Annotated in this window: 21 protein-coding genes; 16 read left to right on the top strand and 5 right to left on the bottom strand. The window is 73.9% G+C overall.

The genetic code is table 11. The features are described from left to right. Positions 1 to 81: 81 nt before the first annotated feature. On the bottom strand, positions 82 to 1,530 hold the full coding sequence (locus ACIPLC_RS22275) for an NAD(P)H-quinone dehydrogenase (protein ID WP_400474737.1): 1,449 nt from the start codon (positions 1,528 to 1,530) through the stop codon (positions 82 to 84). A gap of 99 nt (positions 1,531 to 1,629) precedes the next feature. Here ACIPLC_RS22275 and ACIPLC_RS22270 point away from each other — a divergent pair, with 99 nt between their 5' ends. Continuing rightward, on the top strand, positions 1,630 to 2,067 hold the full coding sequence (locus tag ACIPLC_RS22270) for a gamma-glutamylcyclotransferase (protein ID WP_400474736.1): 438 nt from the start codon (positions 1,630 to 1,632) through the stop codon (positions 2,065 to 2,067). Between the two features lie 25 nt (positions 2,068 to 2,092). Here the strand turns inward: ACIPLC_RS22270 and ACIPLC_RS22265 are convergent, their stop codons facing one another. Next, positions 2,093 to 3,106: a hypothetical protein gene (locus ACIPLC_RS22265; RefSeq protein WP_400474735.1), complete on the bottom strand. Its 1,014-nt coding sequence runs from the start codon at positions 3,104 to 3,106 to the stop codon at positions 2,093 to 2,095. A gap of 255 nt (positions 3,107 to 3,361) precedes the next feature. Here ACIPLC_RS22265 and ACIPLC_RS22260 point away from each other — a divergent pair, with 255 nt between their 5' ends. From ACIPLC_RS22260 to ACIPLC_RS22235, 6 genes are all read left to right on the top strand, one after another. Then, positions 3,362 to 5,608 carry a HAMP domain-containing protein gene (locus tag ACIPLC_RS22260; RefSeq protein WP_400474734.1) on the top strand — a complete coding sequence of 749 codons (2,247 nt, stop codon included), beginning with the start codon at positions 3,362 to 3,364 and terminating at the stop codon, positions 5,606 to 5,608. Positions 5,609 to 5,631: 23 nt separating this feature from the next. After that, positions 5,632 to 7,026, top strand: a complete 1,395-nt coding sequence (pgsB, locus tag ACIPLC_RS22255) for a poly-gamma-glutamate synthase PgsB (RefSeq protein WP_400474733.1) — start codon at positions 5,632 to 5,634, stop codon at positions 7,024 to 7,026. Continuing rightward, positions 7,023 to 7,505, top strand: a complete 483-nt coding sequence (locus ACIPLC_RS22250; protein WP_063349074.1) for a poly-gamma-glutamate biosynthesis protein PgsC/CapC — start codon at positions 7,023 to 7,025, stop codon at positions 7,503 to 7,505. Before pgsB ends, ACIPLC_RS22250 begins: the two co-directional genes overlap by 4 nt. A 51-nt stretch (positions 7,506 to 7,556) precedes the next feature. Next, positions 7,557 to 8,636: an NlpC/P60 family protein gene (locus ACIPLC_RS22245; RefSeq protein ID WP_400474732.1), complete on the top strand. Its 1,080-nt coding sequence runs from the start codon at positions 7,557 to 7,559 to the stop codon at positions 8,634 to 8,636. Between the two features lie 208 nt (positions 8,637 to 8,844). Continuing rightward, positions 8,845 to 9,666 (top strand): purine-nucleoside phosphorylase, encoded by an 822-nt coding sequence (locus ACIPLC_RS22240; protein ID WP_400474731.1) that lies wholly within the window; start codon positions 8,845 to 8,847, stop codon positions 9,664 to 9,666. A 153-nt stretch (positions 9,667 to 9,819) separates the two neighbouring features. Further along, positions 9,820 to 11,544 carry a phospho-sugar mutase gene (locus tag ACIPLC_RS22235; protein WP_400474730.1) on the top strand — a complete coding sequence of 575 codons (1,725 nt, stop codon included), beginning with the start codon at positions 9,820 to 9,822 and terminating at the stop codon, positions 11,542 to 11,544. Positions 11,545 to 11,607: 63 nt separating this feature from the next. On the opposite strand, the gene ACIPLC_RS22230 is transcribed toward ACIPLC_RS22235, so the two are convergent. Further along, a complete protein-coding gene (locus tag ACIPLC_RS22230; protein WP_400474729.1) occupies positions 11,608 to 12,282 on the bottom strand; it encodes a PH domain-containing protein in 675 nt (224 codons plus the stop codon). A 217-nt stretch (positions 12,283 to 12,499) separates the two neighbouring features. Between ACIPLC_RS22230 and deoC the strand changes: the two genes are divergently transcribed. The 4 genes from deoC (at position 12,500) to ACIPLC_RS22210 (ending at position 16,791) form a co-directional block, all read left to right on the top strand. Further along, the gene (gene deoC / locus ACIPLC_RS22225) at positions 12,500 to 13,486 is read left to right on the top strand and encodes a deoxyribose-phosphate aldolase (RefSeq protein ID WP_400474728.1); all 987 of its coding nucleotides are present in this window, start codon (positions 12,500 to 12,502) and stop codon (positions 13,484 to 13,486) included. A 5-nt stretch (positions 13,487 to 13,491) separates the two neighbouring features. Then, positions 13,492 to 14,967, top strand: coding sequence for an aldehyde dehydrogenase family protein (locus ACIPLC_RS22220; protein WP_400474727.1), 1,476 nt, complete (start codon positions 13,492 to 13,494; stop codon positions 14,965 to 14,967). Then, positions 14,960 to 15,862: an aldehyde dehydrogenase family protein gene (locus tag ACIPLC_RS22215; RefSeq protein WP_400474726.1), complete on the top strand. Its 903-nt coding sequence runs from the start codon at positions 14,960 to 14,962 to the stop codon at positions 15,860 to 15,862. Before ACIPLC_RS22220 ends, ACIPLC_RS22215 begins: the two co-directional genes overlap by 8 nt. Before the next feature lie 290 nt (positions 15,863 to 16,152). After that, positions 16,153 to 16,791, top strand: coding sequence for an ATP-binding protein (locus ACIPLC_RS22210; RefSeq protein ID WP_400474725.1), 639 nt, complete (start codon positions 16,153 to 16,155; stop codon positions 16,789 to 16,791). A 231-nt stretch (positions 16,792 to 17,022) separates the two neighbouring features. Here ACIPLC_RS22210 and ACIPLC_RS22205 read toward each other — a convergent pair whose 3' ends face one another. Further along, positions 17,023 to 17,976 carry a SigE family RNA polymerase sigma factor gene (locus ACIPLC_RS22205; protein ID WP_400474724.1) on the bottom strand — a complete coding sequence of 318 codons (954 nt, stop codon included), beginning with the start codon at positions 17,974 to 17,976 and terminating at the stop codon, positions 17,023 to 17,025. A 270-nt stretch (positions 17,977 to 18,246) separates the two neighbouring features. Between ACIPLC_RS22205 and ACIPLC_RS22200 the strand changes: the two genes are divergently transcribed. From ACIPLC_RS22200 to ACIPLC_RS22185, 4 genes are all read left to right on the top strand, one after another. Continuing rightward, positions 18,247 to 18,924 (top strand): response regulator transcription factor, encoded by a 678-nt coding sequence (locus tag ACIPLC_RS22200; protein WP_030257458.1) that lies wholly within the window; start codon positions 18,247 to 18,249, stop codon positions 18,922 to 18,924. 82 nt (positions 18,925 to 19,006) lie between these two features. Beyond that, positions 19,007 to 20,551 carry an ATP-binding protein gene (locus ACIPLC_RS22195; RefSeq protein ID WP_400474723.1) on the top strand — a complete coding sequence of 515 codons (1,545 nt, stop codon included), beginning with the start codon at positions 19,007 to 19,009 and terminating at the stop codon, positions 20,549 to 20,551. Beyond that, complete coding sequence (locus tag ACIPLC_RS22190) at positions 20,548 to 20,865, top strand: hypothetical protein (RefSeq protein ID WP_400474722.1); 318 nt, start codon at positions 20,548 to 20,550, stop codon at positions 20,863 to 20,865. The genes ACIPLC_RS22195 and ACIPLC_RS22190 overlap by 4 nt, the downstream gene beginning before the upstream one ends. A gap of 319 nt (positions 20,866 to 21,184) precedes the next feature. Beyond that, on the top strand, positions 21,185 to 21,679 hold the full coding sequence (locus tag ACIPLC_RS22185) for a VanZ family protein (protein WP_400474721.1): 495 nt from the start codon (positions 21,185 to 21,187) through the stop codon (positions 21,677 to 21,679). On the opposite strand, the gene ACIPLC_RS22180 is transcribed toward ACIPLC_RS22185, so the two are convergent. Then, positions 21,649 to 22,341: a PhzF family phenazine biosynthesis protein gene (locus tag ACIPLC_RS22180; protein WP_400474720.1), complete on the bottom strand. Its 693-nt coding sequence runs from the start codon at positions 22,339 to 22,341 to the stop codon at positions 21,649 to 21,651. The two genes, ACIPLC_RS22185 and ACIPLC_RS22180, sit on opposite strands and share 31 nt — an antisense overlap. 141 nt (positions 22,342 to 22,482) lie before the next feature. On the opposite strand from ACIPLC_RS22180, the gene ACIPLC_RS22175 reads away from it, so the two are divergent. Next, the gene (locus ACIPLC_RS22175) at positions 22,483 to 23,058 is read left to right on the top strand and encodes a hypothetical protein (RefSeq protein WP_400474719.1); all 576 of its coding nucleotides are present in this window, start codon (positions 22,483 to 22,485) and stop codon (positions 23,056 to 23,058) included. Positions 23,059 to 23,085: the final 27 nt, after the last annotated feature.

Raw genomic sequence — 23,085 nt, 5'->3', positions numbered from 1 at the left:
CGCCCGCCGTCCGGGTGACGATCACTCCTGCGCAAAGGGCGGCCGCCGATCGGCAGCCGCCCTCAACTGTGCGCCGGACGCTCAGGATTCGCCCTCGACCCGCTTGCGGATGTGCAGCTGCCGGGCGGCCTCGGCGGTCGAGCCGGAGACCGACGGGTAGACGGTGAAGGCGCTGGCCACCTGTTCGACGGTCAGATTGGCGTCCACCGCGAGCGCGATCGGGTGGATCAGCTCGCTGGCCCGCGGGGCGACGACCACGCCGCCCACCACGATGCCGGTGCCCGGACGGCAGAACAGCTTCACGAAGCCGTCCCGGATGCCCTGCATCTTCGCCCGCGGATTGCCGCGCAGCGGCAGCTTGACCACGACCGCGTCCATCTTGCCGCACTCCACGTCGGCCGCGGTGTAGCCGACGGTGGCGATCTCCGGGTCGGTGAAGACGTTGGAGGCGACGGTCTTCAGGTTCAGCGGCTGCACCGCGTCGCCGAGCGCGTGGTACATCGCGATCCGGCCCTGCATGGCCGCCACCGAGGCGAGCATGAAGACGCCGGTGCAGTCGCCGGCCGCGTAGACGCCCGGGGCGCTGGTGCGGGAGACCCGGTCGACCTGGATCTGGCCCCAGTCGTTGAGCTTGACCCCGGCCTCCTCCAGGCCCATCTCCGCGGTGTTGGGGATCGAGCCGACCGCCATCAGGCAGTGCGTGCCCTCGATCACCTTGCCGTCGGCGAGGGCCACCTCGACCCGGTCGCCGATCCGCTTGACGCTCTCGGCGCGCGAGCGGCCCATCACGTTCATGCCACGGCGGCGGAAGACGTCCTCCAGCACCTCGGCGGCGTCCGGGTCCTCGCCCGGCAGCACCCGGTCGCGGCTGGAGACCAGGGTGACCTTGGAGCCGAGCGCCTGGTAGGCACCCGCGAACTCGGCGCCGGTCACACCGGAGCCGACCACGATCAACTCGCGGGGCAGCTCCTCCAGGTCGTACACCTGGGTCCAGGTGAGGACCCGCTCGCCGTCCGGCTGGGCGTCCGGCAGCTCGCGGGGGTGGGCGCCGGTGGCGATCAGCACCGCGTCGGCGCGCACCGACTGGACGGTGCCGTCCGGCGCGTCCACCAGCACCTCGCGGGAGCCGTCCACCGCCTGCCCGCCGCCGCCGAGCCGGCCGCGGCCGCGCAGCACGGTGACCCCGGCCCGGGTGACCGACTGGGTGATGTCGTGGGACTGCGCGATCGCCAGTCGCTTCACGCGGCGGTTGACCTTGCCCAGGTCCACGCCGATGACCTTGGCCGCGTCCGCGGCCTCGTCCTGCGCGACGGTGATGCCCAGCTCCTCGTACGAGCTGTCGAAGGTGGTCATCACCTCCGCGGTCGCGATCAGGGTCTTCGACGGCACGCAGTCGGTGAGCACCGCCGATCCGCCCAGACCGTCGCGGTCGACGACGGTCACCTCCGCGCCGAGCTGTGCGGCCACCAGCGCAGCCTCGTAGCCGCCGGGTCCGCCACCGATGATCACGATCCGAGTCACGTGCACCATTGTCCCGCACGCCGGGAGCGGCGCCACGCCGGGGTCCGGGCTCCTGTGCGGTCGCCCAGTCGCCACGGGCCGTCCACCCGCCGGGCTAGTCTTCCCCCCATGCCCCTCTACGCCGCGTATGCCACCAACCTCGATGCACGGCAGATGACCCGCCGCGCCCCGCACTCACCACTGCGCGGCACCGGGTGGCTGGACGGCTGGCGGCTCACCTTCGGCGGCGAACAGCTCGGCTGGGAGGGCTCGTTGGCCACCGTCGTCGAGGACGGGAAGGACCAGGTCTTCGTCTCGCTGTACGACGTCGCGCCGATGGACGAGGAGGGCCTGGACCGCTGGGAGGGCGTCCAGCTCGGCATCTACCGCAAGATCAAACTGCGCGCGCAGACCCTGGACGGCGACACCCCGGTCTGGACGTACGTGCTCAACGACTACGAGGGCGGCCTGCCCGCAGCCCGCTACCTCGGCCTGATCGCCGACGCCGCGGAGAGCGCCGGCGCCCCGCACGACTACGTGATGGACCTGCGCCGCCGCCCCTGCTAGGGCGTGTCCGGCCCCGGCCCGCCGCTCAGGACGCGGGCACCGGCGTGCCCGCCGCGGCCCAGCCGCGGGCCGTCTCCGCCAGCACCCCGGCCACCACCGCGCGGCGGGCCGGCTCGGTGCGCAGCCCGTTCCCCAGCTCGACGTGCAGCCACGGCACGCCGAGCCCGGCCGCGAACCGGCCCTCGACGTTGGTGGTGCCCCCGAGCTGCCCGCACTTCTCCCGCCAGGCCCGGCAGACCGCGTACCCGGCCCGCCCCAGCCCGGCGGCGGTCAGCTCGGCGGCCGGCCCCGGCTGGCCGGCGCCGCTAGAGACCACCGCGTCCTGCCCGGGCAGGCTGCCCTCGTCGAAGCCGTGCACCTGGATGCCGGGCAGGCCGCGCCCGGTGAGCGCCTCGACCACCGCCGCGAAGACCGTGTCGGCGCGGTGGGCGACGTCCGAGGCACCGTCCGCGCCGGCCCGGCGGTGCGCCCCGGCGAGCACCAGCACCCCGCCCGGCGCGGCCCGGAAGAGGTCCACCCCGAGCGCCTCGGTGCGGGCGTCCGAGACCGGGTGGGGCACCTGCACGGTCCAGCCCGCCCGGGCCGAGAGGTCCAGGTAGACCCGGCCCCAGCCGCGGCCCCCGGGGTCCGTGCCGTCAGTGTCCGTGCCGTCGGCGATCTCCGCCACCCGGCGACCGGTCGCCGCCTCGGTGAACTCGGTGAGCCGGTAGCCGGCCCGCGCCAGCGCGCGCCCGGCCTGCTCGGCCTGCCCGTCCAGCGCGCCGAGCACGCCGTCGGCGATCGCCCGGCGCTGTCCGGCGTCCGGCACGGTGTACGGGCCGCCCGGGGTGAACCCGGCGGTGTACCCGTCGACCAGGGCCGCCAGGTCCACCGGGGCGGGCCCGGTCGGTCCGCTCCGGCCCGTCGCCGCGCCCGTCGCCGCCGCCGGCCGCTCGGCGGAGCCGCGCGCGGCCAGGGTCAGCACCGCCGCGAGCACCGCCAGCACCAGCAGCACCGCCGCCGACAGCAGCAGCGGGCGTCGCGAACCCCGAGTCTCCATGGCCGTCGAACCTACCGTGCCGCCCACCGCGGGCCGCCGGGGGCCGCCGGGGCCCCCGGTGGCCATGATCCACACCGGGCCGACGGAAAGAGATCCCGAAGCGACACCCGATGGACACCGGAACGTGACAACTTTTCCGAATCCCCTTCGTACGCTGTTCCGGCTTGACCAACTCTTGATCAGCGCTTGACCGAGAAGGCCGGCGGACCTTCCCGGGGACAGGTACGCCGCGCCTCGGAGGAGAACGAGGCCCCCGTGAGCACGGCACCCACCCCGCCGCGGCAGCACCGCTATCGCCGCCGGGCCGACATGCCGCTGCTGGGAGGCATCCGCCCGCCCATCGCGCTGCTGCTGGTGCTGCTGCTCGCCGTCGCCACCATCACCGCGCTCGCCGTCGGCGGGCTGCGCGTCGACGACACCCCGCAGGCCGTCCGGGAGTCCCACCAGTACGCCGCCGAGGACACCGCGGCCTCGCTGCGCGCCGGACTGCACGAGAGCGCCACCGACCTGCGCCGGGCCGCCGCCCGCTACGACGCCGCGCCCGCCGAGCCGGCCGCGGTGCTGTCCGCGCTCGGCCAGGCGTACCACAAGTGGCGCGGCACGGCGGTGGTCCGCCCCGACACCGGCCGGCTGCTCGCCGCCCGCGGCGAGACCGTGCCGCTGGCCGGCCTCGACCTCAGCCGGGTCACCGACACCGCGCCCGCGCCCGTCCTGGTGCCCTCCGCCACCGGCACCCGGCTGCTCACCTTCGCCCTGGTCACCACCAAGACCGACGGCCGCGCCCTGCTGGTCGCCTCCGACAACCTGCGGCTGCCCGGCATCGCGACCCGCAAGGAGCAGACCATCCAGGTCCTCGACGCCGCCGGCGCCGTCCTGGACAGCACCGGTGCCGAACTCGGCGCCGAGGCCGACCGCGCCGTGGTCACCGGCGCCCGGGAGCGCGCCGCCCGCGAACGCCCGGCCCCCGGCGGGACGGCCTCCGGCAGCCTGGCCGGCAGCCCGGACGCCAAGGGCGTGCGCCGGGTCGCCGGCTACGCCGCCGTCGGCACCCCGGGCGGACACGACCCGGCCGCACCTCTCGGCCTGACCGTGGTCTCCACCAGCACCGTCGACGGCAAGCCCGGCAGCCTGCGCCACCCCGCGCTCGGCCTGGCCGCCGCCGGCGCGCTGCTCGCCCTGGCCCTGCTGCTGGCGTGGTACCTGATCCGCAGCCTCCAGCGACCGCTGCTGCGGCTGTTCCTGGAGTCCCGCCGCCTCACCCGCGGCGAACGGCTCGACCAGCCCGTCCGCGGCCCGAAGCGCGGCGAGGCCGGCCGGATCGCCCGCGCCCTGGAGGAGCTGCGGCGGCAACTCCTCGACCCGGCCCGCCCGCCGGCCCCCGCCGCGTCGAAGCGCCGCCCCGGCACCGCGCTGCCGCTGGCGCTGTGCGCCGTCCTGGTGCTCGGCTGGTCCGGCCCGCTGCTGTTCCTGGGCGGCAACGACCCGACCGTACGGGTCCCCACCCAGGTGGTGGCGGGCCAGCGCGACCGCACCGACACCGCCGCCGACCGGATCCGCCAGGCCCTCAACGAGGGCTACGCGGACCTGCGTTCGCTCGCCCCCGAACTCGCCGGCGCCTCCGTCGGCAAGGCCGACACCCTGCTGCGCGCGACCCTCGCCGAGCACGACCGCTACCGCGCGCTGTACGTCCTCGGCGGGAACGGCGAGGTCCTCGCGCACGCCGGCGACACCCCGCACCGCACCGGCCCCGAGGCCCTCGGCGCGAGCGGCGTGCTGCTGCTCAACAGCTCCGGCCGGGAGCCCCGGATCGCCGCCCGCGCGGCCCTCACCGCCGCCCCCGCCGACGCCGAGGCGGAGGGCGCCGCCGAGCCGCCGGGGCCGGTGCTGGTCGGCGAGTTCAAGACCGACTTCCTCAGCGGGCTGCTGGTCCGCCCCGGCCTCGGCCGGGTCTGGCTGGTCGACGACCGGCAGCGGGTGCTCGCCGCCAACGAGGGCTACAGCTCCTTCGGCGACCTGCCCGAGGGCCGGGCCAGGGCCCTGCTGACCCAGGCGAAGAAGTCGGCCGCCGCCGACGTGCTGCGCGACGGCGGCGACCCCTCGCTGCTCGCCGCCGCCCCGCTCGGCGGCAACGGCAGCGTGGCCAAGCTGGGCTGGTCGGTGGTCACCGCCCACCCGGTGGCCTGGCTGCACCTGGACCAGAACCGGGCCGACCGGCGGGCCGTCCTGGCCGGCATGCTCGGCCTGGCCGCGGCCGCGCTCTGCCTCGGCTGGCTGTTCATCGCGGTCGGCCTGCCACTGCGCCGGCTCGCGGCGAGCGCCGAGGCGCTGGCCGCCGGGGACCGCCGGACGGTGCTCTACCCCGTCCACCACGACGAGGTCGGCGGCGTCGCCCGGAGCCTGGAGCTGATCCGCCAGGAGCTGGTCCGCCAGGAACCGGCCCGCCCCCGCCGTACCACCGCCCCCGCGCCCGCGCCGGCCTCCGTGCCCGCGCGGGCCCGCTGAGCCCCGCCCGAAGGACCTCTCCCGTGCTCTTCCTCTACGTCGTGCTGCTGGTGTGCTGCACCGTGCTGCTGGTGGCCGGCATCGTCGAGCAGCGCCGGCACTTCGCCGCGCTGGAACAGATCCCGACCCGGGTGCTGGTCAACGGCATCCGCGGCAAGAGCTCGATCACCCGGCTCTGCGCGGGCGCGCTGCGCGGCGGCGGGCTGGTGACGGTCGCCAAGACCACCGGCACGGCGGCCCGGTTCATCCACCCGGACGCCACCGAGGAGCCGGTCTACCGCAAGTTCGGCATCGCCAACGTGGTCGAGCAGATCGGCATCGTCCGCCGCGCCGCCACCTACCGGCCGGACGCCCTGGTGATCGAGTGCATGGCCGTCATGCCGGCGCTCCAGGAGGTCAACCAGACCAAGCTGATCCGCTCCACCATCGGCGTGCTGTGCAACGTCCGCGAGGACCACCTCGCGGAGATGGGCCCGACCCTGGACGACGTCGCCCGGTCGCTGTCCCGCTCGATGCCGGTCGGCGGGGTGTGCGTCACCGCCGAGCGGGAGCGCGTGCACCTCCTGCGCGCGGAGGCGGCCCGGCGGAACTGCGAACTGATCGTGGTGGACCCGGAGTCGGTCACCGACGAGGAGCTGCGCGGGTTCAGCTGGTTCACCTTCAAGGAGAACGTGGCGATCGCCCTGGCCGTCGCCGAACTCCTCGGCGTGGAGCGGCGGACCGCGCTGCGGGGCATGTGGGCGGCCCCGCCGGACCCGGGCGTGCTGTCGGTCGAGCGCTACCGCACCGAGGACGGCAAGCGGCTGCGCTTCGCCAACGTCTTCGCCGCCAACGACCCCGAGTCCACGCTGATGAACGTCCGCCAGCTGGAGGGCCTGGGCGCGATCCACCGCCCGCTCAACGTGGTGGTCAACTGCCGCCCGGACCGGGTGGAGCGCAACGGCCAGATGGGCCAGATCGTGCCCGACCTCGCCCCGGACGCCGTGTTCCTGATCGGCCACCCCACCAGGAGCGCCCGGGACGGCATCCCGGCCGGGTGGTCCGGCCGGGTGGTCGACCTCGGCGGCGACAAGCGCGACCCGGCCCGGCTCACCGCCGAGCTGCTGGCCGAACTCGGGCCGGACTCCTCGCTGGTGGCCGTCGGCAACATCCACGGCCAGGGCGAACTGTTCCTGGAGGAGCTGGCCCGGCTCGCCCCCGACGAGGCCCCGGACGCACCCGACGCACCCGCACTCCCGTACCACGAGCCCGAACCGCTCTACCCCGAACCGGTGCACCCCGAACCGGTGCACCCCGAACCGCTCTACCCCGAGCCGGTGTACGACGCCGCGTACCGGACCGTCCACCGCCCCGAACCGATCCCCGACTCCTGGTTCGATCCCCACCACCGCACCCCCCACCACGGAGACCAGCAGTGATCCCCACCGAGCTCACCCCCGAGATCGCCGCCATCGGCATCGCGCTCGGCCTGGTCTTCTCGCTCGTCTGCTACCTGACCACCAACCTCTCCCCCGGCGGCATGATCACCCCCGGCTGGCTGGCCCTCACCCTGGTCGAGGACCTCCAGCGGGTGGCCATCGTGATCGGCGTGACGGTCCTGACCTACCTCGCCACCCGGGTGGTCCAGAAGCTGGTGATCCTCTACGGCAAGCGGCTGTTCGCCGCCGTGGTGCTGATCGGCGTGCTGTTGCAGGCCACCGTGATGCTGGTCCTCCAGCGCGAACTGCCCACCCTCTACGCCAACCAGACGCTCGGTTTCATCGTCCCCGGCCTGATCGCCTACCAGCTGGTCCGCCAGCCCCGGGCGGCCACCCTGATGGCCACCAGCACGGTGACGCTCGCCAACTACGTGGTGCTCACCGCCGGCGTCCTGCTCGGCGCCCTGCCCGGCACCTGATCCCCCCTCGCCCCGGAATCCCCGGAAGCCCTAGAAGTCCTGGAAGCCCCGATGCCCGTCACCCGCAAGTCCCTGCTCAGCGGCGGCCTCGCCGTGGCCCTGCTGGCCGCCAGCGGCTACCTCACCGTCCAGCTGCGCGACCGCGACCGGCCGTCGGACCAGGGCGGCGGCGCGCCACTGATCACCACCGCCGCCGCGCCGAGCACCGCCCGGGACGCCGTCGCCGAGTACCGCTACGAGCGGCTGAGCGGCCCCGACCGCACGGTGGTCCGGGACGCCCGCGGCGGCGTGGTCGCCACCCTGACCGACAGCGCCCGCACCGCCGTCCTGGCCGGCCCGAGCCGCACCTTCGCCGAGCCGGGCACCACCACGGCCACCGTGGTCACCGACACCTGGGTCCGGCTGATGCCGCAGCCGTGGCGGCCGGGCGCCGAGCAGGAGGGCTGGTTCCGCACCTGGTTCCAGCAGTCGCTCGGCTCCACGGCGGACGACGTGCTGGCGGTGGCCACCCAGTACCTGGCCGGCACGGCGCCCGAGAAGGACGCCAAGGGCGTGCGGTTCAAGGGCGACGCCTCCTTCGGCCCGCTCAACCCGAACGGTTCGGTGGGCAACGACCTGCGGCTGGAGCAGACCGACTTCCTCGACTACCTCGGCGTTCCGTACACGTTCGCCGACAAGGTGGCCAAGCAGCCCGACAAGGCCCGGTACGGCGCCTTCGACTGCTCCGGGTACGTCCGGATGGTCTACGGCTACCGCTCCGGTTACCCGCTGCTCTCCAAGGACGTGGCCGGCCCCGGCCTGCCGCGCAGCGCCAACGGCCTGGCCAGGGTCGGCCCGGGCGTCCCGGTGCTGCCGCTGACCACCGCGCCGGGCTCCGACACCACCCTGCGACCGGCCTCGATCGACCCGCTCCAGCCCGGCGACCTGGTGTTCTTCGAGATCGACGCCCGCACCGGCGCCCGGCTCGACCACACCGGCATCTACCTGGGCCTGGACACCGACGGCCACCCCCGGTACATCTCCAGCCGCGAGGAGGCGGACGGCCCGACCTTCGGCGACAAGGGCGGCACCGCGCGGCTGGACGACAACGGCCTGTACGCGAAGGGACTGCGCAGCGCGAAACGGCTCTGAACCCGGGCCCGGATTCCGGTGCGCACCGACCGTGCACCGACCGTGCACCGACGTGCGCACGGGCTGTGCGTACGGACTGTGCGTACCGACGAACGGCGTCACCCGAAAAGCGCCACCGAGCTGTGCTTTCGGGTCAACCGGGTAACGATCCGGCATGCCGCGCCGGATTTTCTACGCGCGTAGTCGAATCCCGTCTATCCTCGGAGCCGTGAACGCATCCCCTCAGTCGGTCGTCTCCGCCGACCCCTACGCCGCCGCCCAGGCCGCCGCCGAGCGCCTGCGCGAGCTGACCGGTGCCGAGCGGCACGACGTCGCCCTGGTGATGGGCTCCGGCTGGGTGCCGGCCGCCGACGCCCTGGGCGAGACCGTGGCCGAGTTCCCGGTCACCGAGCTCCCGGGCTTCCCCGCCCCCGCCGTCGCCGGCCACGCCGGCAAGATCCGCTCGGTGAAGATCGGCGACAAGCGCGCCCTGATCTTCCTCGGCCGCAACCACTACTACGAGGGCCACGGCGTGGCCACCGTCGTCCACGGCGTGCGCACCGCCGCCGCGGCCGGCTGCGGCATCATCGTGCTGACCAACGGCTGCGGCGGTCTGCGCGAGGGCTGGGTCCCCGGCCAGCCGGTCCTGATCAGCGACCACATCAACCTGACGGCGGACTCGCCGATCGTCGGCGCGAACTTCGTCGACCTCACCGACCTGTACTCCAAGCGCCTGCGCACGCTCTGCCGCGAGGTGGACCCGAGCCTGGACGAGGCCGTCTACGTCCAGTTCCGCGGCCCGCACTACGAGACCCCGGCCGAGGTCAACATGGCCCGGGTGATCGGCGGCGAGCTGGTCGGCATGTCCACCACCCTGGAGGCCATCGCCGCCCGCGAGGCCGGCACCGAGGTGCTCGGCATCTCGCTGGTCACCAACCTGGCCGCCGGCATCACCGGCGAGCCGCTCAACCACGCCGAGGTGCTGGAGGCTGGCAAGGCCTCCGCCGAGCGCATGGGCGAGCTGCTCGCGAAGGTCCTTGAGCGGATCTGACGCGCAGCTGGAGCACAATCGTGAGCGACGGGGCCCTCGGGCGGCCGTGATCGGCTGATCACGCCCCGCGGGCCCCGTCCGCATGTGCACACCCCTTCTTTGCGGAACCCCCCGGCCGACAAACCGACGCACTTCCCGATGGAGCAGGCAGCCATGACGCAGGCAACCACCACCGACCTCCTCGCCCGGGCCCGAACCTGGCTGGCCGAGGACCCCGACCCGCAGACCCGCGAGGAGCTGAGCGCCCTGCTGGCCCGGGCCGAGGACCCGGCGGCCGAGACGGACGGCAAGCTCGCCTGGGCGGACCTCGCCGAGCGCTTCTCCGACCGGCTCCAGTTCGGCACCGCCGGCCTGCGCGGCGAACTGGGCGCGGGCCCGATGCGGATGAACCGTGCCGTGGTGATCCGGGCCGCCGCCGGCCTGGTCGCCCACGTCAAGAAGGAGAACCTGGGCGACCTGGTGGTGATCGGCTACGACGCCCGCCACAAGTCCTACGACTTCGCCCGGGACACCGCCGCCGTGGTGGTCGGCGCCGGCCTGCGCGCCGCGCTGCTGCCGCGCCCGCTGCCGACCCCGGTGCTCGCCTTCGCCGTCCGCCACCTGGGCGCGGCCGCCGGCGTCACCGTGACCGCCAGCCACAACCCGCCGCAGGACAACGGCTACAAGGTCTACCTGGGCGACGGCTCGCAGATCGTCCCGCCGGCCGACGCCGGGATCGCCGCCGAGATCGACGCGATCGGCTCGCTCCACGACGTCCCGCGCGCCGAGGACGGCTGGGAGGTGCTCGGCGAGGACGTCATCGAGGCCTACCTGGCCCGGGCCGTCTCGATCGTCGACGAGCACAGCCCGCGCGACCTCGCCGTCGTCTACACCCCGATGCACGGCGTCGGCCGCGACACCCTGGTCGCCGCCTTCCGCCGGGCCGGCTTCCCGGCGCCCACCGTCGTCGCCGAGCAGGCCGAGCCCGACCCGGACTTCCCGACCGTGGCCTTCCCCAACCCGGAGGAGCCGGGGGCGATGGACCTCGCCTTCCGCACCGCCGCCTCGGTCGGCCCGGACATCGTGATCGCCAACGACCCGGACGCCGACCGCTGCGCGGTGGCCGTCCCCGCCAACGGCGACGCGGCCGGCGGCGGCACCGGCGCCGCCGGCTGGCGGATGCTCCGCGGCGACGAGGTCGGCGCGCTGCTCGGCGCGGCCCTGGTCGCCAAGAAGGCCGAGGGCGTCTTCGCCACCACCATCGTCTCCGCCACCCTGCTGGGCCGGATCGCCGAGGCCGCCGGCCTGGGCTACGCCGAGACCCTGACCGGGTTCAAGTGGATCTCCCGCGCCGACGGCCTGCGCTACGGCTACGAGGAGGCGCTCGGCTACTGCGTCGACCCGCAGGGCGTCCGGGACAAGGACGGCATCACCGCCGCCCTGCTGGTCGCCGAACTGGCCGCCACCCTCAAGACGTCCGGCCGCACCCTGACCGACCTGCTGGACGACCTGGCGCTGGAGCACGGCCTGCACGCCACCGACCAGCTGTCCGTCCGCGTGCACGACCTCTCGCTGATCGCCGACGCCATGCGCCGGCTGCGCGAGCAGCCGCCGACCCTCCTGGCCGGCCTCCGGGTCACCCGCGCCGACGACCTGTCGGCCGGCTCCGCCGACCTGCCGCCCACCGACGGCCTGCGCTACTACCTGGCCGGCGAGGCCGTCCGCTCGGCCCGCATCGTGGTCCGCCCGTCCGGCACCGAGCCCAAGCTCAAGTGCTACCTGGAGGTCGTCCTCCCGGTCGCCACCGCCGCCGACCTCACGGCCAGCCGCGAGCGGGCCGCCGGACTGCTCGACGCGATCAAGCGCGACCTGGCCGAGGCCGCGGGCATCACCGCCTGACGCCCGCCCGTACGGGAAGGGGCCCGCCGGTCGCGTACCGGCGGGCCCTTTCCGTGCTTCGGCTCAGACCGCGATCACCGTGATCAGCGCGACCAGGCCGGCCAGCGTCGGCGCGATCACCCACCAGCACCACGCCACCTCGACCGGGCCGGCCGCGTCGGGGCGGCGGGCGTTGCGCTCGGCCATCTCCTGCAACACGGTGGTCACCTGGTCGGACCAGGCGCGGGTCGGGTCGGGGGAGCCCTGCACCACCGGATTGGCCTGGCGGCCGAACACCATCCCCATCCGGGAGGCGTGCTCGGCGCCGTCGCGCTGCTGGGCCCGGGTCGCCCGCTTGCGCTGGCGCAGCGACACCGGCACCGCCCACACCTGGTACTTCTTGCCGCCGGCGAGCAGCTCGACCGAGTACCCCGCGCGCAGCGTGTCCACCGCGGCCCACGGCGCGGTGATGGTCCGCCACGGGTTGCGCACCACCAGCCGGCTGCTGTCGGCCAGCACCGCCGGGCGCAGCGTGTAGGCGATCACCGGGAAGGCGAACACCGGCACCGCCGCGAGCGAGACGTACGGCGTCTTCCCGCTCCCGTTCAGCACCGCGTCGCCGATCAGCCAGGCGGCGACGGCCAGCAGCAGCACTCCGGAGATCACACCGGGGACAGAGCGGTACACGCGGTCCGCGTAGGCGGGATCCCCGTCGGGGGCGGCGGAACCCTGGCGGGGCTTGCCGTCGGAATCGGTCATGCCGTCGATTCTGCCGCATGCCCCCCACCGAGAGGTCTCGGTCCGGCATCGAATGCCGCCCCCGAACCACCCGGTCGCCGGGCGCCGTGCGTCCCGCCCGCACGCCCCCGCCGCCGCCCTCCCGCTCCCCTCCGCCGCCCCGGAGGTCTCGGTCCGGCCACGAAAGGCGGGGCCCCTAGCGGTCGACTACGCGCGTAGATATGCTGGTCTGGTGACTATGTCCACTGTTGCAGCCAATGCCCCCGGCGTTGCGGGCAGCGGCCTTCAGGACGTTGCGGCGTCCGAGGCCTCGCTCCGCCGCTTCCTGCACGGCCTGCCCGGCGTCGACCAGGTCGGCCTTGAGGCGCGTGCCGCCACCCTCGGCACCCGCTCGATCAAGACCACCGCGAAGGCTTACGCCATCGACCTGGCGATCTCGATGATCGACCTGACCACGCTGGAAGGCGCGGACACGGTCGGCAAGGTGCGCGCCCTGTGCGCCAAGGGCAGGACCCCCGACCCGACCGACCCGACCACCCCCCGCGTCGCCGCCATCTGCGTCTACCCGGACATGGTCGCCACCGCGAAGGACGCCCTGCGGGGCACCGACATCCAGGTCGCCTCGGTGGCCACCGCCTTCCCGGCCGGCCGCGCCGCCCTCCCGGTGAAGCTCGCCGACACCGCCGACGCGGTCGCCGCGGGCGCCGACGAGATCGACATGGTGATCGACCGGGGAGCCTTCCTCTCCGGCCGCTACTACGACGTCTTCAACGAGATCGTCGCCGTCAAGGAGGCGTGCAAGCGCCCGGACGGCACCTCCGCCCACCTCAAGGTGATCTTCGAGACCGGCGAGCTGCAGACGTACGACAACGTGCGCCGCGCCTCCTGGCTGGCGATGCTGGCCGGCGCCGACTTCATCAAGACCTCCACCGGCAAGGTCGCCGTCAACGCGACCCCGCCGGTCACCCTGCTGATGCTGGAGGCGGTCCGCGACTTCAAGGCGCAGACCGGCGTCCAGGTCGGCGTGAAGCCCGCCGGTGGGATCAAGACCACCAAGGACGCCATGAAGTACCTGGTGATGGTCAACGAGACCCTCGGCGACGACTGGCTGAGCCCGCACTGGTTCCGCTTCGGCGCCTCCAGCCTGCTCAACGACCTGCTGATGCAGCGCCAGAAGCTCACCACCGGACGCTACTCCGGCCCCGACTACGTGACGGTGGACTGATCACCATGGCCAAGAAGAAGAACATCGAGGAGCCGGCGAAGGCCTCCGGCCTGTTCACCTACGCCCCGGCCCCCGAGTCCCCCGCCGCCGCGGGCGACATCGCCACCTCCTACGGCCACTTCATCGGCGGCGAGTTCGTCGACTCCTCCGGCAGCGAGGCCCTGAAGACGGTCAACCCGGCCACCGAGCAGGTGCTCGCCGAGTTCGCCCAGGGCACCGACGAGGACGTGGACCGCGCGGTCGCCGCCGCCCGCAAGGCCTTCGCCGACTGGTCGGCGCTGCCGGGCGGCGAGCGCGGCAAGTACCTGTTCCGGATCGCCCGGATCATCCAGGAGCGCAGCCGCGAGCTGGCCGTGCTGGAGTCGATCGACAACGGCAAGCCGATCCGCGAGACCCGCGACTTCGACATCCCGACCGTCGCCGCGTGGTTCTTCTACTACGCCGGCTGGGCGGACAAGCTGGACTACGCGGGCTTCGGCCCGAACCCGCGCCCGCTGGGCGTGGCCGGCCAGGTCATCCCGTGGAACTTCCCGCTGATGATGCTGGCGTGGAAGATCGCGCCCGCCCTGGCGACCGGCAACACCGTCGTCCTCAAGCCGGCCGAGACCACCCCGCTGACGGCCCTGCGCTTCGCCGAGATCTGCCGCCAGGCCGGTCTGCCGAAGGGCGTCGTCAACATCGTCACCGGCGACGGCCGCACCGGCGCCGCGCTCACCGCGCACCCGGACGTCAACAAGGTCGCCTTCACCGGCTCCACCCCGGTCGGCAAGGCGATCGCCAGGCAGCTGGCCGGCAGCCGCAAGAAGCTGTCGCTGGAGCTGGGCGGCAAGGCCGCGAACATCGTCTTCGACGACGCGCCGATCGACCAGGCGGTCGAGGGCATCGTCAACGGCATCTTCTTCAACCAGGGCCACGTCTGCTGCGCGGGCTCGCGCCTGCTGGTCCAGGAGTCGATCCAGGACGAGCTGCTGGACGCCCTGAAGCGCCGGATGTCCACCCTGCGGGTCGGCGACCCGCTGGACAAGAACACCGACATCGGCGCCATCAACTCGGCCGCCCAGCTGGCCCGGATCACCGAGCTGACCGACGCCGGCGAGGCCGAGGGCGCGGACCGCTGGTCGCCCGAGTGCGAACTCCCGGGCACCGGCTTCTGGTTCAAGCCGACCCTGTTCACCGGCGTCAGCCAGGCCCACCGGATCGCCCAGGAGGAGATCTTCGGCCCGGTCCTGTCGGTGCTGACCTTCCGCACCCCCGACGAGGCGGTCGCGAAGGCCAACAACACCCCGTACGGCCTCTCCGCCGGCATCTGGACGGAGAAGGGCTCGCGCATCCTGTGGACGGCGAGCCGGCTCAAGGCCGGCGTGGTCTGGGCCAACACCTTCAACAAGTTCGACCCGACCTCGCCGTTCGGCGGCTACAAGGAGTCGGGCTACGGCCGCGAGGGTGGCCGCCACGGTCTGGAGGCCTACCTCGATGTCTGATGTCGCAACGCGTCTTGACGTCCTCAAGACCTACAAGCTGTACGTCGGCGGGAAGTTCCCGCGCTCCGAGAGCGGGCGGGTGTACGAGGTGACGGACGCAAAGGGCGGGTGGCTCGCCAACGCTCCGCTGGGCACCCGCAAGGACGCCCGCGACGCCGTCCTGGCCGCCCGCGCGGCGGTCAAGGGCTGGGCCGGCACCACCGCGTACAACCGCGGCCAGGTGCTGTACCGGGTGGCCGAGATGCTGCAGGGCCGCCGCGAGCAGTTCGCCGCCGAGGTCTCCGCCGCCGAGGGCATCGGCCCGAAGAAGGCCGCCGCGCTGGTGGACGCCGCGATCGACCGCTGGATCTGGTACGCGGGCTGGACGGACAAGGTCGCCCAGATCGCGGGCGGCGCCAACCCGGTCGCCGGCCCCTTCTTCAACCTCTCCGCCCCGGAGCCGACCGGCGTGGTCGGGATCGTCGCCCCGCAGGCCGGGTACGGGCACTCGCTGCTCGGCCTGGTCTCGGTGATCGCCCCGGCGATCGCCACCGGCAACACGGTCGTGGTCGCGGCCGCCGCGGACGCCCCGCTGCCGGCCCTGTCGCTGGGCGAGGTGCTCGCCACCTCGGACGTCCCCGGCGGCGTGGTCAACATCATCTCGGGCAAGACCGCCGACGTCGCGCCCACCCTGGCCTCGCACCAGGACGTCAACGCGCTGGACCTCACCGGCGCGATCGCCGCCGACGGTCCCGGCGCGGCGCAGGCGCTGGAAGCGGCCGCCGCGGATACCCTGAAGAGGGTGGTCCGTCCGGAGCTGGACCCGTTCGCCCAGGACTGGACCAATGCGCCCGGTACCGACCGGCTACTCTCGTTCCTGGAGACGAAGACGGTCTGGCACCCGATGGGGATCTGACCGCCCCGTCGACCACCGAGTAACAACTCCACAGACTGGCCGTCCCCAGTGCCCTCTCCCCCCCAGGGCCCGGACGGTCATTGGACGGACCCGCGCCTCTCCCCCCCTGGCGCGGGTCCGTCGCCTTTCGGCACCGTTTCGGCGCCGTCCTCGCCGCCTTCTCGACCGCCCTCCTGGCCACCGTCCTCGCCGCCGATGATCCACGTCGCCCCCGCCGATCCACCGGGCACGCAGAAGATGTGATCCGACCGGTTTCGGCATCGGGCCCGGATGCGTCAGACTGGTGTCCCGTGAGTGACGACCCGCTGAATCCTGTGCCGACGACCCACGCCCGGGTCGTCCTGCTGTCCGGCCCCTCCGGTTCCGGGAAGTCCTCGCTCGCCGAGCGCAGCGGCCTGCCCGTCCTGCAACTGGACGACTTCTACAAGGACGGGGACGACCCCACCCTGCCGCTGCTGCCCGACGGCGCGGTCGACTGGGACTCCCCGCTCGCCTGGCACCGCGACCAGGCGGTCGCCGCGATCCGCGGCCTGTACGAGACCGGCCGCGCCGATGTCCCGGTGTACTCGATCCCGGACAACGGCCGGATCTCCACCCGCACCCTGGAGCTGGCCGGCGCCCCCGCGTTCATCGCCGAGGGCATCTTCGCCGCCGAGATCACCGCCGAGTGCGCCGCCGAGGGCCTGCTCGGCGACGCCCTGTGCCTGCGCAACGGCGCGCTCACCACGGCCTGGCGCCGACTGCGCCGGGACGTCCGGGAGAGCCGCAAATCGCTGCCGGTGCTGCTGCGCCGCGGCTGGCGGCTGATGCGCGCCGAACGGTCCATCGTCGGGCGGCAGGTCACCCTGGGCTCCCACCCGTGCGCCGGGGCGGAGGCCGAGCGCCGGATCCGCGCCGCGGCCGGGCGGCGGGCGCTGTCCTCCGTCTGAGCCGTCCTCCGTCCGGGCGGGCCGTCACCGGACGAGGGCGCGCGGCGGAACCGGGACACGAAGAACGACGGGCCCGGTGCGTCTCCCCCGCACCGGGCCCGTCGCCTTCCCCGAACGGTCGTCGGGCTCCCCGTGGTCACCGCTCCCCCGAGCCGGCGTCCACGCACGGCGACCGTCCGCTACCCGTCCCCCGACGGGAGTCCCGCTCCTTCACGCCATCCGCGTCCCGCGTTACGCGACCAGCTCGCCGAACGCCCGGACGGTGTCGCCCGACTTGTTCAGGTGCTCGTCCTCGCGCAGCCGGCGCAGCGCCCGCCAGATGCTGCTCTTGACCGTGCCGACGCTGATCCCCAGCACGCCGGCGATCTCCGGGTCGGTCTTGCCCTCGTAGTACCGCAGCACCAGCATGGTCCGCTGGTTCTCCGGCAGCTTCGCCAGTGCCTGCCAGAGCACGGTGCGCAGCTCGGTGCCGCCCATCGCGTCGGTGTCGCCGGCCGTCTCCGGCAGCTCCTCGGTCGGGTACTCGTTGACCTTGCGGCGCCGCCAGGCGGAGATGTGCAGGTTGGTCATGGTGCGGCGGAGGTACCCGCCGACCGCGGCCTTGTCGGTGATCCGGCCCCAGGCCCGGTAGGTGCTGAAGAGCGCGCTCTGCAGCAGGTCCTCGGCCTCGTAGCGGTCACCGGTGAGGTGGTACGCCGTGGCGTACAGGGAGGCACGGCGCTCACGCACGTACGCGGTGAACTCCGTGATGTGGTCCTCCGCGACGGCCGGGTGCTCCCCCTGCGCGTCTCCCCGTCCGGCCGGGTTCAGCTGCAGCAGCGTCGCCCCGGCGGCCTCGCGGCCGGCCGACTCCCCCGAGCCGACCGTCCGCAGACCGTTGCCCCGGTTCCCACCCGGAGCGTCCTTGCCCTCGACGCGGACGGGGAGGATCCCCCGCAGCGTGAGGGTGTTGCCGGAGTCGGCCGCGTTCCCCACCCGGCCGATCCCGTACAGCTCCCCCGTCCTGGCGCCGCCGCTCACCCGGCGGGCGACAGGGTTTCCACCGGTGCTGCGCGCGCACCCCCGTACGGTCACGGCACCGGAGTTCTCGTCGGTCCTGACCTCGTACCGGGTCCGCGGGGCGGTGGCTGACGAACGCGCGGTGCGGACAGCCGGGTTGGTCCGGGTCTGAAGCATGGCGTTCATCGTGCGCCCCCTGGGTCGGTACGAGCGGTTCCTGTTGCCGCCTTCCAGCCGGCCGGGTTGGCCCGCTGTCCTGCGGCGACATGGAAAATCCTGCCCGGTGGTTGTGATGGCGCTGTCCGCCGACTGTCACAGGGGTGTCACAGGAGCGGGCCTTTCGTCCCGGTCCGCCTCCCTCCGTACCGGACGCCGGTAGCGCTCCTTCCGGTTCCCATACGGGCGGTCACCGGTCCGGGGGGTGAATCGACGCTTCGCGTGGGCCAAAATGGGGCCGTGCCTTTCCTCCTTCTGATCGAGGACGACGACGCCATCCGGACCGGCCTCGAACTCGCCCTCACCCGCCAGGGCCACCGCGTGGCCACCGCCGCCTCCGGCGAGGACGGTCTGAGGCTCTTCAAGGAGCAGCGGCCCGACCTGATCGTGCTGGACGTCATGCTGCCCGGAATCGACGGCTTCGAGGTCTGCCGCCGAATCCGCCGCACCGACCAGCTGCCGATCATCCTGCTGACCGCCCGCTCGGACGACATCGACGTGGTGGTCGGCCTGGAGTCCGGCGCCGACGACTACGTGGTCAAGCCGGTGCAGCCGCGGGTGCTGGACGCCCGGATCCGGGCCGTGCTGCGGCGCGGCGAGCGGGAGAGCTCCGACTCGTCCGCGTACGGCAGCGTGGTGATCGACCGGGCGGCGATGACCGTCACCAAGGACGGGCAGGACCTCCAGCTCACCCCGACCGAGCTGCGGCTGCTCCTGGAGCTCAGCCGCCGCCCCGGCCAGGCGCTCTCCCGCCAGCAGCTGCTGCGGCTGGTCTGGGAGCACGACTACCTGGGCGACTCCCGTCTGGTGGACGCCTGCGTGCAGCGGCTGCGGGCGAAGGTCGAGGACGTGCCCTCCGCGCCGACCCTGATCCGCACCGTTCGCGGCGTGGGCTACCGGCTGGACCCGCCGGCCTGAGCGCCTCCACCGCCCTCCTGCCCCCCCCGATCCGCCTGACAGCTCCTGAACTTCCTGAACCTCCGTACGACGACAGGCTCTTGTGACTGACCATCAGACGACGGCCCGACGTTTCACCGCGGGCCCGTGGCGCAGGCTGCGCTCCCTGCGGGTACGGCTGATCGCGGTGTTCGCGGCGGTCGCGCTGCTCGCCGCCGTCTCGGCCTCCGGCATCGCCTACTGGCTGAACCGCGACGCGGTGCTCAAGCGCGCCCAGGACACCGCGCTCAACGACTTCCGGGTCTCGCTCAGCCGCAACGTCTCCGACCTGCCGCTGAACGCGAGCTGCCCGGACCTGACCACGCTCGCGTCCACCGTCGCCAGCTCCGGACTGAGTTACGACGTGGTGGTGGCCGACCCGGCGCACCCGGAGTGCACGGCCTCCTCCGACCCGGGGCAGTTCACGCTGGCCGACGTCCCGGCGGCGTTGCAGTCCACCGTCGCCAGGCAGCGCGAGGTCACCGAGAGCAACCCGTACCCGTACCACCTGTACTGGCAGCGGCAGAACCTGGGCGGCCGGCCGTTCCTGATCGGCGGCACCAAGGTGGTGCCGACCGGGCCGACGGCGTACATGTTCAAGTCGCTGGAGAACGAGCGCGCCGACCTCAACACGCTGGGCTGGTCGCTGGCCATCGCCACGCTGCTCGCGCTGATCGGCTCGGCGCTGCTCGCCCAGGCGGCCTCGTCGACCGTGCTGCGGCCGGTCAAGCGGCTCGGCGACGCCGCCCGGCGGCTCGGCGAGGGGCACCTGGACACCCGGCTGGAGGTCGAGGGCGGGGACGAACTCGCGGACCTGGCGCGGACGTTCAACCGGGCCGCGGCGTCGCTGCACGAGCAGGTCGAGGAGCTGAGCGCGCGCGAGGCGCAGAGCCGGCGGTTCGTCGCCGACATGTCGCACGAGCTGCGCACACCGCTGACCGCGATGACCGCCGTCACCGACATCCTGGAGGACGAGGCCGAGTCGCTGGACCCGATGATCGAGCCGGCCGTACGGCTCGTGGTCAGCGAGACCCGGCGGCTGTCCGACCTGGTGGAGAACCTGATGGAGGTGACCCGTTTCGACGCCGGCACCGCCAAGCTGGTCGCCGACGAGGTGGACATGGCCGACCTGATCATGTCCTGCATCGACGGCCGGGCCTGGTACGACGCCGTCGAACTGGACGCCCCGCGCGGCATCCTGGCCGTGGTCGACCCGCGCCGGCTCGACGTGGTCTTCGCCAACCTGATCGGCAACGCGCTCAAGCACGGCGGCTCGCCGGTGCGGGTCAAGGTCCGGGAGACCGCCGGCTCGGTCGTGGTCGAGGTCTCCGACAGCGGCCCGGGCATCCCCGAGGACGTGCTGCCGCATGTCTTCGACCGGTTCTACAAGGCGGACCGGGGGCGGGCCCGCTCGGAGGGCAGCGGCCTGGGGCTGTCGATCGCGATGGCCAACGCACAGATCCACGGGGGCACGATCACGGCGGCGAACGGGGAGGTCGGGGCGGTGTTCACACTGACGCTGCCGCTGGCCCCGCCGCCCCCGCCGACCGAGGGCGAGACCGGTGACGGCCCCGTCGGCGACGCCGCCCAGGACAAGGACGTCACGTGACCGCCCCCACCCGCACCGCCCTGCGCCGCACCGCCGGCGCCCTGCTGCTGCTCGCGCTCGCCTCCGGCTGCGGCATCCGGCCGACCGCCGTCCCGGTGGACGCGGGCGCCCCGGCCAGCCGGACGGCCTGCCCGACCGCCCCGCACATACCGGCCGCCCTGGCCACGCCGTCGGCGCCCACGGCAACCCCGCCGCCGGCCCGCGGCGGCGCCAAGACGGGTGCGAGCCCGAGCGCGTCGCCCACGGTGGTGCCCGCCACCCCGCCGCCCGACAACGTGTTCGGCGCGGTGCCGACGGCCGCGCCCTGCCGGTAGTCCCGCCTGCCCGCCGTCCTGCCGCCCCGGTCGCCTGCCGCCCTGCCGCCCCGCCATCGGCGCTCGGCGCTCGGCCGTTGGACGGTGGGCGACCGGGGCGCGAGCGTCGACGGCGGGCGACCGGGGCGCGTCCCGGAATGTTCACGCCCGGGGTGGAACCACTGCGCCACCGGCCCACGTCCTTCCCCCCGTGCAGCGAGATGGCACCAGGACACGCGACGAGCGTTCCGGCGCGCGGACCAGGAACCGGCCGGCGACGGCCGTCCACCGTCCCCTTCGAACAGCCGGACTGGCGGGCCTGACCTGTCACCTGGCACTGGTGCTCTGGCTGGTGGTGCTGAGGCCGCTGCCGGTGGCCTGGGTGTACGACACCAACCTGACGCCGCTGGCCTCCCTCCGCTCCTCCAGCGGCTGGCAGGTGGTCGGCGAGTTCCTCCTGCTGGCCCCGCTCGGCGTGCTGCTCCCGCTGGCCGGCGGGCGGCTGCGGGCGCCCTGGCTGCCGTCCTTCCTGCGCACCACCGGTGCCTCCGCCCTGCTGGCGACCGGCCTGGAGTTCCTCTCCTCCTGGACGCCCGGGCACGTCCTCAACGTCGACCACATACTGCTCGCCGTGATCGGCGTGGCCGTCACCCACCTGGCCCTGGTCCCCGGCCTGCGGCGGCTGCTGCGCGACCGGCGGCCGCGGGTACGGGTACCGGCGCCCGCCCCCGCGGCCACCTCCGCGCCCCCGCCCGCGCCGAAGGTGACCGCCCTGGTCGGCCCGCCGGTCGCCCGCGCCCGCGCCTACGCCGAGCCCACGCCGCCCGCCCGCTGAGGCCCGTCCTCCCCCGCGGCTCCGACCGGCCGCACCCGGCCGCCGACCTCGATCAGCCCGCCCGGGAGCGGCCCGGTCAGCAGCTGCGAGCCCCGGCCCTGGGTGACGGTCAGCGCCCGCCCGAGGCGCGCGGTCAGCAGCAGGACCGCCGCGCCGGTCGCCTCGTCCTCGTCGATCCCGTCGCCCCGGCCCGGGAAGGCCCGCGCCCGGACGGTGCCGGCCGCCTCGTCCTGCCAGGCCCAGGCGTAGATCCACTCTCCCGGCGGCGGCACCTCCAGCGCGTCCACCTCGGCCGCCGAGCCGTACCGCCGCAGGGTCCGCGGCGGGGCCCACTCGGGGCGCGCCACGATCCGGGTCAGTCCACCGTCGTGCCGCACGCCCACCTCCCCGGCGAGCGTGACCAGCCGGTCCACCCCGAGCAGCCAGGCGGCGCCCACGCACGGGTGGCCGGCGAACGGCAGGCGCAGCGTCGGGGTGTAGATGTCGATCTCACCGCGCTCCGGGTCGTCGACGAACACCGTCTCGCTGAAGCCGAGTTGCCGCGCGAACGCCTGCCGGTCCGCCCGGTCCGGCAGGGCGGCGCCCGCCCGCACCACGCCGAGTTCGTTCCCGTGCCCGCCGTCGGGCCCGCAAAAGACCCGCAGCACCTCATAGTCAGTCATTTCCCACCTCGTCAATTGCCGTTTTGTCGGAGCGCAACGACTCCGTGATGAAAAGACGACGCCGAATGTCGGCCGCCTCCAGTAATCTGCGCTGTCGTCCCCACGGCTTCGCCGTTTCATCTCGTCCCACAGGAATCCCCCTTGAACAATCTCGACTTCAGTGCCGAGCCGCTTTTCTCCTGGTACGTCGTCGCGCTGGCGATCAGCGGCGCCGCCATGCTGGTCCTCGGAGCAGTCAATCCCGGTGGCGGTCTGAAGGTCGGCTGGCGAATCCTCAACGTCCTCGCCGGCCTCGGATTCCTGGGGTACGCCTACTACCTCATGTTCGTCTTCGAAGGCGGCCAGTACGAAATCCGCTTCAAGGCGTTCATCCTGCCGATCGCGCTGATCGCCAACTCCGTGAAGGCGATCGTCGAGCGCGGCAACGCCAAGAACCAGCAGCCCCCCGCGCCGACCGCACCCTACGACCCGGCCGCCGGGTACCCGCAGGGCGTCCCGCCGCAGGCGGCACCGTACAACCCCAACGCCCCGCAGTCGCCGTACGGCCAGCCCGTCCCGCCGCAGGCCGCTCCGTACGCTCCGCAGGGCGCCGCGCCGTACCAGCAGGGCGTCCCCGCGCCGCAGGCCGCGCCGTACGCGCCGCCGGCGCAGGCCGTGCCGAACAACCCGTACGCGCAGCCGGTGCCGCCGGCCGCGCAGCCCGGGCAGCCGCAGTAGCCGCGGGCTGATCCGCCATCGGCGGGT

It is taken from the genome of Kitasatospora sp. NPDC086801 (assembly GCF_044745805.1).
Classification (GTDB): domain Bacteria; phylum Actinomycetota; class Actinomycetes; order Streptomycetales; family Streptomycetaceae; genus Kitasatospora.
The sequence above is the reverse complement of the archived record's forward strand: the minus strand, read 5'-3'. Positions and strand labels throughout refer to the sequence as shown.